This window comes from Anaerolineae bacterium (assembly GCA_013178165.1).
Lineage (GTDB): Bacteria > Chloroflexota > Anaerolineae > Aggregatilineales > Ch27 > Ch27.
In genome coordinates this window covers 183000-198323 of the sequence record JABLXG010000004.1, presented here as the reverse complement: position 1 = coordinate 198323, position 15324 = coordinate 183000, and the positions used below count along the sequence as shown (strand labels likewise).

Below are 15324 nucleotides of genomic sequence, written 5' to 3'. Positions count from 1 at the left end.
GAGTCTGCCATGGGAATCAACCGCACCACCGCGATCGTTGTTGGCACACTGGTCATCCCGGTGCTGGTCATCGCGGCGGGCTATGTGATCTTCAGCCGTTTCATCAGTCTGAGCGGCTTTGAAGAACCACCGCTCACCGCCGCCGCAGTGGACGACTTCGAAACCTTCCAGCTGGACTGGCAACTCGGCCACGGCTGGGAGCATCGCGCAGCAGGCGGGCCGGGGATGACGCCCGCCCTGGTCGCCAGCGGCCGCCCGGAGCCAACCCGCTACGGCGATCACATCTTCGGCGATGTGGTGGTGCAGGTGCGGCTGTGGGTAGAGGAAGGCGAAGGGCGGCTCAATATCCGCGCCGGGGAAGCAGGCAGTTATGCCGTCGGACTTGGCCCTACCGGGCGCGTCCGCCTTTACCGCGGCGAAACCATCCTGGGCGAGGAATACGCCGACGCCGTGATCAGTGGCCCGGCCTGGCACACTATCCGCTTCGGCGCCTTCGGGAATCAGCTGGTGGTCGATGTAGACGGCGAAGAGATGTTCTCGCTGGCAGATACCGCGCCGGATGGCCCGCTGCCGCCGGGTGGGATCGCCTTTTCCGCCGGGGAAACGCCGGCGACGTTCACGGTCGACGACTTTGCAGTATGGGTCCCGGCGGCGGAGGGCGGGCAGCCATAGGGATACTGAACACGCCAATCATGGGGTTCTCTTGTCCGGTTGAGTCTGGCCCCAAAAGGCGCTAGACTCGGCGCATCTGACAGGCCGGCGGGCTTCCTGCCCGCCCCAGCGATGGAGCAGCACATGGCCAGAGAATACGATGTTGTTGTCCTCGGCGCCGGGCCGGGCGGCTATGTGGCCGCCATCCGCGCCGCACAACTGGGACTCAAGACCGCGATCGTGGAAAAGCAGTGGTGGGGCGGTGTCTGCCTGAACGTCGGCTGTATCCCGTCCAAAGCCTTGCTACATAACGCTGAACTGGCGCATATCCTCCAGCACCGCGCCAAAGAGTTCGGCTTCAGCTTTGACAATTTGCAGCTGGACTATCCGACCGCCTTCAAGCGCAGCCGCCAGGTTTCCGGGCGGCTGGTCAAGGGCGTCCAGTTCCTGATGAAGAAGAACCAGATCGATACCTACGACGGTTGGGGAACCTTCAAAGACGCCAAGACGATCGAGGTCGCCCTGGAAGCGGGCGGCACGGAGACCCTTTCCGCCAGGAATGTGATTATCGCCACCGGGGCGACCACCCGCCTGCTGCCCGGCACCAGGCTCAGTGAGCGCGTGATCACCTACCTGGAGATGATTCTGAGCGAAACGCTGCCGAAGAGCATCATCATCGCTGGCGCGGGGGCGATCGGGCTGGAATTCACCTATGTCCTGCACAACTATGGCGTGGATGTGACACTGGTCGAATACCTGCCGCACCTGGCGCCGCTGGAGGACGAGGAAATCTCCAGAGAACTGGAGAAGGCTTACAAGCGCCTGGGAGTCAAATTCATGACCGGCACGCGCGTTGACGGCGTGGAGGAGACCGCCAGCGGGGTCCGGGTCAGCGTCACGACGCCGGATGGCAAGCAGGAAGTTCTGGAAGCCGAGAAGCTGATGCAGGCCATCGGCTTCAAACCGCGCACGGAAGGCTACGGGCTGGAAAATACCGGCGTGGCGCTTGACGAACGGGGCTTTATCGCCATCGATGAGCGCATGGCGACCAACGTCCCCGGCGTGTACGCCATCGGCGACGTAACCGGCAAGCTCATGCTGGCCCATGTTGCCTCAGCCATGGGCGTTGTGGCCGCGGAAGCCATCGCCGGGCATGACACGATCACACTCGATTACCGGATGATGCCCCGCGCCACATACTGCCAGCCGCAGATCGCCTCCTTCGGTTACACGGAGCAGCAGGCCCTCGACGCCGGTTACGAGATCAACGTCAGCCGCTTCCCCTGGCAGGCCAATGGCAAGGCGCTGGGCCTGGGGGAAAAAGAGGGCTTCGTCAAACTGATCAGCGACAAGAAGTACGGCGAGTTGCTGGGAGGCCACCTGATCGGCCACGGCGTGACCGAATTACTGCCGGAACTGACGCTGGCCCAGATGGCCGAACTGACACCTGCCGAGATCGGGCGTAACGTGCATGCCCATCCGACAATGTCCGAGGCCCTGATGGAAGCCGCCCTCGGCCTGGAGGGACAGGCGATCCAGATCTAGGGCGCGGATCATGCCCTGCCTTGCTACACCTGTGCTCCGCCGATGCGCGGCCTGCGATCGGCGGAGCTTTCACGCCACACCCGCCCCTGCTCCGGGGCGACCTGCTGTGAAAGGGATTGGCTATGGCGGTGATCAAACCGTTCCGTGGGGTTCGCTACAACCCTGCCCGCATCCCCCGGCTGGATGACGTGCTCAGCCAGCCCTACGACCGGATCGGCCCCGATCTGGCAGCCCGCTACCGGCAACTCAGTCCCTACAACATCACCGGGATTATCCTCGGCCACAATGAAGACACCGGCCTGCCCGGCCCCTGCGCCACCAACGGCAATTATCGCTGCGCTCGCCAGCGGTATGAGAACTGGCTGGCTGAAGGAATCCTGATCCGCGAAGATCGCCCGGCCCTGTACGTTTACGAGCAAACCTTCCCCATTGCTGGCCGAACACACGTGCGGCTGGGCCTGATCGCTGCGCTGGGTCTGCATGAGTTTGAGGAAGGCGTCATCCTGCCCCACGAGCGTACCCATCGCGGTCCCAGAGCCGATCGCCTGCGCTTGCTGCACGCCCTGCAGGTGCAGCCAGAGCAGATCTTTGTCCTCTACCCTGATCGGGAGAATCGCGTTAACACCCTGCTCCGCGCCGCCATCGCCGATCGCACTCCGGCCATTGACGCGACCGAACTGTTCGAGAACCAGGTCCGCCAGCGCGTCTGGGTCATCACCGATCCGGAGATCATCCACGCTGTGGGGAGCATTCTCGCCCCGCTGCAGGGCTTGATTATCGCCGACGGGCATCACCGCTACGAGACCGCCCTGGCCTACCGCCAGGAACAGCAGGCGCTGCCCCCGGACGCCGCCGTCAATTTCATCAGCGCAACGCTGGTCAGTATGGACGATCCGGGACTGATCATCCTGCCCACCCACCGCGAGATTCACGATTTCGGTGCGGTCAGCCCGGCTGAGGTGCTGGCCCGCGCTGCGGCGCACTTCGCCATCGCGCCGGCCGCCGATCTGGAAGCGATGCTGGCCGCCGTCAATGCCCACCCGCGTGGCCATGCCTTCGGCTTCTATGGCGGGCCAGAGGTCGGCTTCTACGTCCTGACCCTGCGCGACGAAGCCATCCTCGATACCCTGGCGCCCGATCGCTCACAGGCGTGGCGCTCGCTGGCCGTGACCATCGCCCACCGCCTGCTGCTGGAGCAGGCCGCCGGTGTCCCGCCAGCGGGCATCGAGGACAAGTCTCTGATCCGCTATCACCGCGATCCGCAGCGCCCGGTGGACAACATCAACGCTGGCCGGGGGGAGTTCGCCATCTTCCTCAGCCCAACCACCATGGCTCAGATCAAGGCGGTGGCCGCCCACGGGGAGAAAATGCCTCAGAAGAGCACAGACTTCTACCCCAAGATGATCTCCGGCCTGGTCATGCTACCAGCCGGGCCGGAAGAGCGTCTGCCCGATCCCTGTCCGCCAGGCGATGATCAGGCGGCCATAACCGGCTCTTCTCATGCCACCATGGCTGGCTAAACCGGTCACCCGGCGGCACCGGTTGCCGCCCGTGGAGGCCAGGCGCATAATAGGATCAGCCCGGCACAGCCGCGGGTATAACAGGCAGGAGTGGGCAGCACAGATGCGACCTCTATGGCGACACCCCGGCGGATGGCTGATGTGGTTGATCGGCCTGCTGGTCAGCGTGAGCCTGGCCTGCAACATGCAGCCCCAGCCCACTCCCCAGCCTACCGCCACGCCCCAGCCACAGTACTGCCTGCCTTTCAGCGGCATCCGCCCGCAGGCTGCCCGTCCCGACGATCCGGCCAGCTACCAAGCGGTCATCCGTGATTTTCTCAACCGGGGCGGTTCCCCCGCCGACCTGGAGGGGATGCTGCGCGCCTGGGGGGTGATCGACGACCATCTGGGTGGGCGGGTCGATTACGGCCATGATCTCAACGGCGATCGCCTGCTGGATGTGCTGATCACGCTACACTACCCGGTCACAGCTGCCGCGCCACAGCCGCCCGGCATGCTCCTGATCTTCGGCTGCCAGGTGCCCGGCCAGCCTTACCAGGTACTTTACGGCTACGCCAGCGCCCCCGGCAGCGCACAAAGCATGCCCCAGATCAGCTACCGGATTGAGCAGGCCACCGCCTCCGGCGTCAAAGAACAAACATCAGACAGCATCCGCGACATCACCCTGGATGGCCTGCCGGAGATCATCTTCTGGGTGGAACAATGCACGCGCCTGGCCTGCTTCCGCGAACCGATCATCCTCACCTGGGATCGGGCTGCCGCCCGCTTCCACACGCTCAGCGACCCCTTCGCTGTGATGTACCGCTACACCGACGACCTGCGCCGGCCGGTGCGCGGCCTGCCCAACGCCGGGATTACCCTGGTGGCCTTCAGCGACGCCCGACCGCCCGAACTGGTCATCGAGGAAGGCGACCTCTACAACAGTGGGGTGGCCCAAAACGCCCCGCAGCGCGAATTCGGGCCGTTCCTGCCCACCCGCCACACCTGGACCTGGAACGGCTTCCAGTACGTCTACACTGCCGCCGATCCGCTGCTGGACCATCCTTACGCTAACCTGTACATCCACATGCTACGCCGCGCTGACCAGGCCCTGCGCGTCAACGATCTGGATGACGCCATCACCCTCTACCAGGAAGCCATGCAACGCGGGACGCTGTGGGGCGGCGTAGCCGACTCCGACGCCAACCGGGCGCTGGAGAAGGCCATGCTGGACGCTTACGCCCGCTACCGGTTGGTGCTGGCCTACACTGCCCTGCGCAGCGATCTGGCCCGCCAGATGCTGACCGCCATGCAGCAGGAGCGCCCCTGGCAAATGACTGACCTGCCCTCGCACTACACCCTGCTGGCTACCAGTTTCTACCAGACCTTTGTCGCCGTCAGCAGCGCCAACAGCGCCGAGAATGCCCTGCGCGTTGCCTGCGAGCGTGTCCGGCAGGATGCCCAGGTGCAGGCTCCGCGCACCTATGAGTTTCTGGGCGATCCGACCTACTTCGGCGTTGTCCTGAACGATTACACCGTCGAAGACCTGTGCCCGTTCGAATGAGATGAGGCGGGGGAGCAAACATGGACTTTCAGCTCAAGCCGCGCATCTACAGCCTGCTGCTATGCGCCGCCGCCCATGCAGACGAGCAATCCGGACGCTGGGTGATCCAGCCTATCAGCGAGATCGCCACGCCGCGCCTGCCGGTCGATGTCGCCATCACGGTCTTCGCCCAGATCATGGGGCCGCCGGGCCGCTATACGCTCGACCTGCGGCTGTACCACCTTGCAGACCCCGAAGATTCCCTGCAAAGCCTGCCTGCCCGCGCCTTTACCCTGCATGAGGGCAAGAACCTCGACTTTGTGCTGCAGCTGCGCATGCGCCTGGCCCAGCATGGCCTTTACATCCTGGAAGCCTCTATCCCCGATCATCACGTCGCTCAGACGCCGTTGCGTGTGTCCCGCGGAGCGTGAGTCAGAAAACAACAGGGCCGCCCGTCACAGGGTGACCCTGAAGCGATTCAGCCTGTATCCGATCAGGGCAGGAGCGACCGGATTGCCACCGCGGCTTCCGACTGGGGCACGCGGCGCGTTTCCCCGTCAGCCAGCCGCTTGAGCGTCACCTCCCCTGCCGCGATCTCATCCGGCCCCAGGAAGGCCGCGATCGGGATGCCCTTGCGGTCGGCGTAAGCGGCCTGCCGCCCGATCTTGCGATCTTCCAGCACGACCTCCGTGCGCACCCCCTGCTCACGCAACTGGCTGGCCAGCCGTTCAGAGGCAGCCCGCGTACTTTCATCAAACACCGTGACCAACACCTGCACCACCGTACGGCCCAGCCCCGGCGGGTACAGGTTCAGTTCGTCCATTAGATCAATGATCCGCTCGATGCCCAGTGAGGAGCCGGTGGTTGGCAGGCTTTCCTTGCGGAACATCCCGATCAGGCCGTCGTAGCGCCCGCCGCCGGTCACGCTGCCCAGATTCGGCTCGGTAATGATCGTCTCAAAGACCGGCCCAGTGTAGTAGCCCAAGCCGCGCACCATGGCCAGGTCAAAAGCGTAATTCGACGCCGGGACGCCGAAAGCTTCCAGGTGCTCGGCCAGCTCGAACAACTCGCGGACGCCTTCCTGCACGGTAGGGATATCGCGCAGCGCGTCGCGCAGATGAGTCAGCCCTTCCAGCCCGGCCCCGCGCAGGTCGAGCAGGGCCATCAGGCGGGCGATCGGCTCCGGCGCCAGGCCGTTTTCGGCCAGCTCCTGGCGCACGCCATCAGGGCCGATCTTGTCCAGCTTGTCGATACTGCGGTACAGCCCGCCGCGCTGCTCCGCCGGGACGCCCACATACTCGGCGATGCCGGTCAGAATCTTGCGGTTGTTGATCTGCACCTCAAAGTCCCGGAAGCCCAGCCGCCGCAACGCCGTGACCACCAGACTGATGATCTCCGCGTCGGCGGTCATCCCCGCTACCCCGACGATGTCAGCGTCGCACTGGTAGAATTCGCGGTAGCGCCCGCGCTGAGGCCGCTCGGAGCGCCAGACCGGGGCGATGTGATAACGCTTGAACGGGAAGCTGAGTTGCCCCTCGTACTGGGCCACCACCCGCGCCAGCGGCACGGTCAGGTCATAGCGCAGGGCCAGTTCCTCCTTGCCCTGGGGATGCTGGGCGTAGAAGATTTGCTTCTCCGCCTCCTCACCCAGGTTGCCATGCAACGTCTGGCGGAGTTCCAGCGCTGGCGTTTGCAATGGCTCAAAGCCAAAGGTCTCAAAGACCTCAATCACAGTATTGAAGACATACTGCCGCCGGATCAGGTCATCCGGCAGGAAGTCGCGCATCCCCTTCGGGGGGCGGGGTTGCATCACCTGGGCCATCGGGGTTCCTCCTGGGCCAACACACCATCGCACTGTTACAGGCAACCAAAAGGCGCAGACCCGCGTCTGCGCCTGAGTGAACCGGTGCAACGGGCGGGTCAAGACTATCGTCGCCGGGCGTGATGAGCGTACCAGACCATCGTCAAAGCGTTTGCCATGTCCTTGCTCCTGCGCCAGACAGTATAGCAGCCGGGTGTCAAAGCTCCAACCCATCCTCAGGCATGCCGCAGCCGTGGCCGCACACGCAGCACATCCTTGCCTAGCAGCAACCCGCCAGGTGTCAGCCCCGTCGGCGCGGCCATCACCCGCCCCGGTGCGAAGTACTCGAAGTGTTCCAGACCGGTCGGGTCTCCGGCAACCTTACCGGGCAGCGGCATCAGCCGCGCCGTGAGCGGCTTATCCAGCCGCAGGGCTAGCGCAGCAACATCCAGCAACAGGCCGGTGAGCGCTTCAACCGGGGTATCGCCGGGCAGCGGGATGGTGTCCAGGCCGGTGCCACAGATCGCGCTGTAGAGCAATAGATCGGTGGTGCTGAGCTGGCCGGAAGCCGCCCGCCGGGCCAGGACGCTATCCTCCAGCACCGGCAGCATCAGGCCGTTGAAGCCTGCTCGCTTGAACGGGACGCGGTCAAGCGCGCTCATGATCACGGCAGCGGCCGCCGCTCCGCCACTGCCGCCAAGGGTCATCCCCAGGCGCTCCATTGCCCCACCCAGGCTGATCGCATCCTCCGGGAAGGGCGCCAGCGAAAAGTCGATCCCGCCCGGTACGATGTCAAAATCAGCGGCCAGGGCCTCGCTCACCGCCATGAGGTCGCCCGCCGCGGCCATCACCAGCTGCATCAGCCGATCTTCCGCGTCCACCAGCGACCCGGCTTCGGAAAACGCCTGCACCGCCAGGTCAGCGGCCTGAATCGCCAGGGCGAAGCTCATTGGCTCGCCATCGGCGTGGTAAGCCGCCGGGAAGAATGGCGCACCGGGGCCGCAATTGGCGATTGCCGCCAGGTGGAGATTGCGCAACCCGTCTTCGCTCAACTGGCTAACCCGCTGGATCGCCGCCGCTGTCCGCCGGGCCAGGGCCAGATCAGCGCCGTGCACCGGATCGCCCAGACTGACGGCAAAGAACAGCGATCCGGTCGCCCCGATCATCTCCGGGATAATATCCAGATATTTCGGATCATCGCTGGCGTGGACGGGGCCGAGCGCGACATAGTCGATCCCGTAGCTCTGGGCCAGTTCGGCGACCCGTACAGCGTAAGGGACGGCGGCCAGCGGCCCGATGGGCGCCAGAATGCGTGGGAAAGGCTGAGACGCCACGCGCCGCGTTTGTACGGCAAAGCCCGCCTTCTCAAAAGCCGGGACAGCGTTGTGCAGGAAGTTAGCGGCCTGCGCCAGGCCCAGTTCCGGCTCCGTCAGCGCGAGGTTGACAAACGCCGTCACAGAACGGATCTTCATCCTCAGACGCCTTTCTGTGTGGAAAGCGCGCGCTGCCGCCGGGCTTCATAGAGGATCACGCCTGTCGCCACAGCCGCATTCAGCGACTCGGTCTGACCGGCCATCGGGATCGCGATTGTTGCGGCAGCCAGAGCGCGGGCGGGTGCGGTCGGCCCGTGCGCCTCCCCGCCGATGATAACCAACGAGGGACGCAGCCAGTCCACTGCGTAATAAGGCAACGCCCCATCCGCTGCCGCCAGATAAGCGTTCAGGTGGCCAAAGCGCAGCGCAATATCCGTCCAGTCCAGTTCCAGAATGGGCAGGCGGAACTGCGCCCCCATGCCGCCGCGCAGCGCCTTGGGGTTGTAGGGATCAACCGTGTTCGGGGTCAGGATGACCACGTCGACTCCAGCAGCAGCGGCGGTGCGCAGCGCACTGCCCAGATTGCCCGGATTGTTCATGGCGTCCAGCACCAGCGCCAGACTGACGACTTCCGGGACGGTCACCTGTGGCAGCGGCACAACCGCCAGCAACCCTGGGGGGGTTTCCGTGTCGCTGACCTGCTCCATAATCCCCTGGCTGACCGACAACAGGGGAATGCGCAATTCCGCCAGTTGTTGAAACAGGCGGTACGCCGGACGGCCCAGGGTGACTTCATCCACCGTATAGAGCACGAATTCCGGCGTCAGGCCACAGGCGAGGGCGTCGGCGATCAGCCGCACCCCTTCAAGGACGATCTTGCCCTCGCGGCGGCGCTGACGGGCGCGGCTCTGCAACGCCTTGACCAGTTTGACCCGCTCGTTACGCGGGCTGGCGATATCAGTCATCGGCCTTCCTGTCCTTGGCTATCCTGCACCGGGCCTGGAAAACAAAACGAGGCCCGTCGGCGGAACCTCGTCTCGTTGGCGCAGGGCGCCGCGCTGGCGCAGTCCGCCTAACCGCGGGCAGCTTTCACAATGTGGGTGAAGGTCTGCGGATCGCGCACAGCGATGTCGGCCAATACCTTGCGGTCCAGGTCAATCTGCGCCTGGCGGAGACCATGCATCAGCCGGCTATAGCTCAGACCATTGAGGCGAGCCGCGGCATTGATGCGGGTGATCCACAGGCTCCGCAGGTCGCGCCGGCGGTTGCGGCGGTCGCGGTAGCTGTACCACAGGCTCTTCATCATGGCCTCATTGGCCCGGCGGAACAGGCGATGCTTGGTCCCCCACTGCCCTTCAGTCCGCTTGAGTATCTTCTTGTGGCGCTGGCGGGAAGTGTAGCCTCTCTTTACGCGCACGGTCTTATCTCCTGCAAAACATGACCCGGCCCAGCGGCGCGGGTCTAATGATCAAGGTCGTTCGATGGTCGCGGCTCCCAGCCCGATCAGGCGGGCGGGTTAGCCCGGAATTTAGTCATGTACGGGGCCAGCCGGCTGATGCGACGGCGCTCACCAGTCGTCGTCACTTCCAGCATACGGTCCAGCGCCTGCTTGGTGCGCTTGGAACGGCGACGGCGCAGGTGACTCTTGCCGCCCTTGGTGCGCATGATCTTGCCGGTGCCCGTGACGCGAAAGCGCTTGGAGGCTGCCTTGTACGTCTTCAGTTTGAACTTCTTGGTCTTCTTGGTCACGAAGTGCTCCCCTGCTTGCGTGGTGATTACTTCTTTTTCTTGTCCGGTGACGGAGCCAGCACCATCAACATGGTTGCCCCTTCCATGCTGGGTTGCTGCTCCACAATGGCGATGTCGTCCACCGCCCCGGCGATCTGATCCAGGATTTCGCGCCCGATCTCCGGGTAGGTGATCTCGCGAGCGCGGAACTGGATGCGGACCTTGACCTTCATGCCTTCACTCAACCAGCGGCGTGCACTGCGCACCTTGATTTCCAGGTGATGGTCAGAGGTCTTAGGGCGGAGCCGAATCTCCTTAACCTCGATCTGCTTTTGCTGCCGGCGGGCTTCGCGTTCCTTTTTAGCGCGGGCGTACTGGAACTTGCCAAAATCCATGATCCGGCAAACCGGCGGCTCCGCGTTCGGAGCCACCTCGACCAGGTCGAGGCCGACGCGGATGGCCCGTTCCAGGGCATCACGGGTGGGCACGACACCGATATTCTCGTTGTCCTCCGTGATCAGGCGCACCTCGCGAGCCCGAATTTCCTGATTAATGCGGTATTGTGTCGCGCCTATTGCTTTATTCCCTCGCTAACTAATAAAGGGCCGGATAAACGGCGCCTCAGCGCCAAAGTGTATCATAGTCAGGCAGGGCAGTCAATTCCGAATTCCCCGGCGCTGGCTTCTTGACTCACTGCCATGCCAGCCTGCAACCGGAGTCGGTTCTGGCCTGCCTGGAGGTCGGGCGCTTCCTGCTCTCCCCCGGCAGGGGGATGAGCTACCCCGACACTCCCAGACCTGACCCCTATATTCTACGCGAAACAGGCGTTTTTCCCAACCCCATGAGAACGTTTCTTTCCCCCGAAAATGCGGCAACAAACCCGGCCTGTGGAGCCGATTCATGCTTGACAACGACCAGGCCGATTGGTATTATGCTGGCACAATCTTCCACAGTAGCTCAATCGGCAGAGCAATCGGCTGTTAACCGATGGGTTGTAGGTTCGAGTCCTACCTGTGGAGCTACCAGCACCCGCCGCGGCGGGTGTTTTATTGTCCCTCAGCGCCCCTGGCGTCGCCACCACAACAGCAGCCCTCCCACCAATGCCACTTCCAGCAGGATACCGCCAACCAGCGCCGGGAGCAGCTGCCGCGCATCCAGCCCCGTCACCGCTGGAGCACCGCCGGGAACGGGTTCCGTCTCCTGCGCCGCTTCCGGAATCGGCAGGGCCAGCACGCCGCTGGATTCCCCGGTGGCCAGCGGGCCGGTCTGAAAGTGCCATAGCGACCCCATCCGCACTTCTCCCGATGCCGCGATCGTATCGACCCGCCAGGTGACTTCCACGCCAGGGGGGAGGGCCGGGGCAGTAGCCCGCGCGCCCTCGACGGCTGCCAGCCGGGCGAGTGAGCCGTCGCCAGCGGCCAGCCAGACCTCATAGCGCCAGGCGTCGCATGGCTCAGGCGGCGGTTCCCAGCGCAGGGTCAGCGCCTCCTCAGCGATCCCGACCGCCCCATCCGGCGGCCAGGGTGCCGAAGCCAGTGGCAGAGTCGCGGAGGTGCCCGGTTCGACCTGCAGCAGCGTCAGGCGGCCTTCCTCCAGCGCCGCCAGGGTCTGGCCAACGGCTGCCACCCCCTCGACAGTTCCGCCACGCCACCAGCCAGCGATGCGCGGCGACTCCCCACTCACCTCCAGCAGCCACAGACCGCACCGCCCGGCAGCTACCGCCAAGTGGCCGGTCTCCGGCAGCGCTGCCAGGCCGCCACCCGCGCCGGGCAGACTCAAGGCCCAGGCCAGGGCTGGCGCGGCAGGGTCATGGACATCGACCTGCCAGAGCAAACCTTCGCCCGCCATCCACAGGCGATCCTCCCCGCTGACCAGATTCTGCGGCGCAGCAGGCAACCCTTCCAGCAGGCTTAGCAAAGTCGGCGGCCTAGCGGTGGTTGTTGTCCACGCCAGCGCGATGATGCCGCCCTCCCCAGACGCCACCAGAGCGCGGTTATCCCAGGCCGCCACCGCCAGCGGACGCCCTGTCGCCAGCGGGTAAGCGATCTGCCAGTCGATAGCCGCCGGATCCGCCAGCATGGCAGCGTGCAGTGCCCGTTCCGCGCCACCCAGGTACAGCCAGGACCCCGCGGCTGCCAGCGGTACGCTACTCCTGTCGGCCAGCGGCAACGGCCCGATCAAGGAACCATCCGCCGCATGGTGAATAACCTGGACGCCGTCCGTCGCGCCCAGGTACAGCCAGCGACCATCCCGGCGCGTCTCGTGTACGACCAGCCGGTCCGTTACTGTGCCCGGCAGGTCCACGGATGCCATCAGCACCGGGGACAGCGAATCGGCCAGATTATACAGCCGTAGCTTCCCGCCGCCGGCAGCGTAAAGCCAGCCTCCGCCGGTCCACAACGCCGTTGCAGGAGTCGGATCGACAGAGACCAAGCGCATCGCGAGATCGGCCAGCGTCGCCAGGGATACTACCTGCAGACCGCTGCTACCAGCGGCCAGGTACAGCGCCGCCGATCCTCCGGCAGCGTCCAGGACGCCGACCGGCAGCGCTGCAACCGGAACCGGTCGCCAGGGATCGCGCAGGTCCAGCAACAAACCGCTCTGGCCAGGTTGCAGGGCGGCCAGATAGCGGGTATCCAGCAGGGCCAGCCGGGACGCCGGAACCGGCAGTGTGACGGCGCTGGCGATCCGCAGCGTCGGCCATGCAGCCGTGTCAAACACGCTTAAGGTGGTGCCACGCACACTGTAAACGATACGGCCACCCGGCAACACCGCCAGATCGTCCGCTGGCGCCGCGATCTGCCCGGCCACCTCCAGGCCAGCCATCGGCGTGCTCACATCAATCACGGCCAGCCCGCCTGCGCCATTCTCGCCATCCCGATATCCTGTATAGACTTGCCCCTCCCTGCTGGCGACGCTTTGCGCCGGCCCCGGCAATGGCACTGCCGTCACCGTCCCCAGCGGATCCGTCGTCAGAATACGCAGGCTGCCCGCCTGCCCCGGCCCATCTTCCGCCGCGTAGAGGAAACCGCCTTCGACCACCAGTTGACGCGTGGCCCCGGCGGTAGTATCGGGTTGCCAGCGCCCTGCCCGCGCCCCGACTGCCCGGATGCCCTGCTCCCCCAGCGCCAGCCAGGTCGTCGGCCCGACGCTGACCAGGCTCTCGATCATCCCTGGCGCATCGCCCGTTTGCAGGATAACCGGGCGCTGGGGATCGGCCACATCCAGCACGGCCCAGCCCTGCCCGCCGAGCGCCAGCAGCCCGTCCCCGGCGCGGTTCAGAGCCAGCCCCGTCGGCAGCCCGACCCGCAGCGTCACCGGCCCTGCTTCGTCCAGCCGCAACAGCGTGCCATCGGCCTGCGCCAACAACAGCGTGCCATCGGCCATCCAATCCAGCGCCACCCCCTGGCCTTCCCGGCTTGCCGCCAGTAACTCCTGCGGCCTGCCAGCAGCATCCAGCGCCAGCCCTAGCGCTGCCGCGCCGGTGCCCTCCCCGGCCACCCAGGCACGATCGCCGCGCCCGGCAACGGCGCGAATCGTATCGACAGCGATGTAACGCCCCAGCACTTCCGGCGCGTTGCTGGAAGACACATTGACCGTGGTCAGGGCCGGGCCGCCCACCGCGTAGGCGATGAAGTTGCGGGCCGCCGTCGCCTTCGCCGGAATCGGCAGAGTAGCCAGCAGTTGCGGATCATCCGGTGCGCCCACATCAACAATAACCAGCGCCGCGCCCGCGCTCAGGTAAAGGCGCTTGCCGCCTTCCAGCGTCACACCGGTGACAGGGAGAGCTTCCTGCGGTGGCGGGAAATGGCCGAGTACGACCGGAGACAGAGGGCGAGTCGTACCCAGCACATACAGTCCGGCTTCCCCGGCGGCGACATAAGCCAGCGTGCCGTCAAGGGCAATCGCCTGTGGCGTCCCGCCAAGCGACAGACGGGCGACAATCCGCGGCGACTCCAGCCGGGTCAGGCTGACCAGAACGATCTCGCCCTCTTCCAGCGCTGCCAGGCCGATCGTGCCGCGCACAGCGAGATCGCGCACCGTCCCACCCAGATCGAGCGTTGCCAGCACGACTGGACGATCCATATCTCGCCAGTCGATCACGGCCAGACCGACTTCCGCCATCCCAGCCACTGCCCAGCGCCCGGCCCGATCGCCGCCGAGGGCGATCGCGGTAGCTTGACCGGGGATGAGCGCCCGTGCTCGCAGGGACAGTGCATCCAACCGCCCGGCATCAAAGGCCAGCACACCCTCCCACCCCGCTGCCGCGTATACATATCGCTCGTCATCAGCCAGGGCGTATACCGTTCCCGGCCAGACCACATCCTCCCAACGCGGTACCCGCAGATCGGCGATGTTGTAGCGCTTCAGCCCTCCAGCGCGATCAGCAATATAGGCCCATTCCCGACGGAGGAGAATATCAACGCCATCATGCAGCGGGTCGTATATGCTCAGCAGGCGCGGCGTGAGCGGATCGACCAGACTGTAGATCAAGAGGCGGTAGTCGCAGCCGACCAGGAGTCGACCGGCCTCAATAGTCACTGTGCTGGCCGGTACAGCATCGGCCAGTTGAGCCGCCAGTTGTGGCTGTGCGGGGTCAGCCAGATCGTAGAGAGCCACACCAGCTTCGCCCAGCGCCACGAAAAGTACCCGCCCGGCTGGATCAACCGCCAGATCGCGGGCAGCAGCAGGGGTGACGATCTCGCGCCACGGTCCGCGCAGACCATCGCGGCGGTCGAACACAGCGACCCGAATTCCGGCCTGCCGCGCCGCCACATAGACGGCAGAGTCGGCGACAGCCAGCGCCTGCCCGCCGCCGGGGAGGAAGCCGCGTTCCACCAGATCGGCCATCTCCAGCAGCGCCAGACCCTGTTCGGTCAGCAGGTAAACCATCCCACTGCGCACGATCAGGTCCTGCACCTGCCCCCGTCCCGGCAACACACGCCGTAACGTCCGGCCTGTCTCGTCGAGCTGCAGGAGCGCGTCACCCTCTGCCAGCAGCACACCATCCGGCAGCGTGACCATCGCCCGCGTGACGCCGCCCATCCCGCCTACCACGCGCATCCCCTGCGCGGACGGCGTCCCGCCCCCCTGGGCCAGCGCAGGCAGCGTCAACCCGGCCAGACACACTGTGAGCGCCAGCCACCGGAGCCGCGCCCGGGTCTTGCTTGCCTCTGTCACAGACCGCATCCCCCCCACCCTTCGCCCCGTTCCCGGTCTGGATACACTATAGGCGCAAAGCGC

Annotated in this window: 12 protein-coding genes and 1 tRNA gene; 6 read left to right on the top strand and 7 right to left on the bottom strand. The window is 65.5% G+C overall.

Features of this window, described 5'->3' with window-relative positions; genetic code table 11:
- Window positions 1–9: 9 nt before the first annotated feature.
- The 5 genes from HPY64_03915 to HPY64_03895 all read left to right on the top strand — a co-directional run bounded on the left by HPY64_03915 (window position 10) and on the right by HPY64_03895 (window position 5669).
- Entirely contained in the window at window positions 10–672 is a 663-nt protein-coding gene (locus HPY64_03915) for a hypothetical protein (GenBank protein NPV66272.1), read from the top strand.
- Window positions 673–795: 123 nt separating this feature from the next.
- Window positions 796–2196, top strand: coding sequence for a dihydrolipoyl dehydrogenase (lpdA, locus tag HPY64_03910; GenBank protein NPV66271.1), 1401 nt, complete (start codon window positions 796–798; stop codon window positions 2194–2196).
- A gap of 122 nt (window positions 2197–2318) precedes the next feature.
- On the top strand, window positions 2319–3716 hold the full coding sequence (locus tag HPY64_03905; GenBank protein ID NPV66270.1) for a DUF1015 domain-containing protein: 1398 nt from the start codon (window positions 2319–2321) through the stop codon (window positions 3714–3716).
- Between the two features lie 103 nt (window positions 3717–3819).
- Window positions 3820–5259 (top strand): hypothetical protein, encoded by a 1440-nt coding sequence (locus HPY64_03900; protein NPV66269.1) that lies wholly within the window; start codon window positions 3820–3822, stop codon window positions 5257–5259.
- Window positions 5260–5279: 20 nt separating this feature from the next.
- Window positions 5280–5669 carry a hypothetical protein gene (locus HPY64_03895; protein ID NPV66268.1) on the top strand — a complete coding sequence of 130 codons (390 nt, stop codon included), beginning with the start codon at window positions 5280–5282 and terminating at the stop codon, window positions 5667–5669.
- A 62-nt stretch (window positions 5670–5731) separates the two neighbouring features.
- On the opposite strand, the gene hisS is transcribed toward HPY64_03895, so the two are convergent.
- The 6 genes from hisS to HPY64_03865 all read right to left on the bottom strand — a co-directional run bounded on the left by hisS (window position 5732) and on the right by HPY64_03865 (window position 10655).
- The gene (hisS, locus tag HPY64_03890; GenBank protein NPV66267.1) at window positions 5732–7060 is read right to left on the bottom strand and encodes a histidine--tRNA ligase; all 1329 of its coding nucleotides are present in this window, start codon (window positions 7058–7060) and stop codon (window positions 5732–5734) included.
- Between the two features lie 215 nt (window positions 7061–7275).
- A complete protein-coding gene (locus HPY64_03885; GenBank protein ID NPV66266.1) occupies window positions 7276–8511 on the bottom strand; it encodes a DUF711 family protein in 1236 nt (411 codons plus the stop codon).
- 2 nt (window positions 8512–8513) lie between these two features.
- Window positions 8514–9317: an RNA methyltransferase gene (locus tag HPY64_03880; protein NPV66265.1), complete on the bottom strand. Its 804-nt coding sequence runs from the start codon at window positions 9315–9317 to the stop codon at window positions 8514–8516.
- Window positions 9318–9424: 107 nt separating this feature from the next.
- A complete protein-coding gene (gene rplT, locus HPY64_03875) occupies window positions 9425–9769 on the bottom strand; it encodes a 50S ribosomal protein L20 (protein NPV66264.1) in 345 nt (114 codons plus the stop codon).
- Window positions 9770–9855: 86 nt separating this feature from the next.
- Window positions 9856–10101 carry a 50S ribosomal protein L35 gene (rpmI, locus tag HPY64_03870; protein ID NPV66263.1) on the bottom strand — a complete coding sequence of 82 codons (246 nt, stop codon included), beginning with the start codon at window positions 10099–10101 and terminating at the stop codon, window positions 9856–9858.
- Between the two features lie 26 nt (window positions 10102–10127).
- Entirely contained in the window at window positions 10128–10655 is a 528-nt protein-coding gene (locus HPY64_03865) for a translation initiation factor IF-3 (GenBank protein NPV66262.1), read from the bottom strand.
- Between the two features lie 371 nt (window positions 10656–11026).
- Between HPY64_03865 and HPY64_03860 the strand changes: the two genes are divergently transcribed.
- A tRNA-Asn gene (locus HPY64_03860) sits at window positions 11027–11099 on the top strand.
- Window positions 11100–11136: 37 nt separating this feature from the next.
- Here the strand turns inward: HPY64_03860 and HPY64_03855 are convergent.
- Complete coding sequence (locus HPY64_03855) at window positions 11137–15270, bottom strand: hypothetical protein (protein ID NPV66261.1); 4134 nt, start codon at window positions 15268–15270, stop codon at window positions 11137–11139.
- Between the last annotated feature and the right edge of the window lie 54 nt (window positions 15271–15324).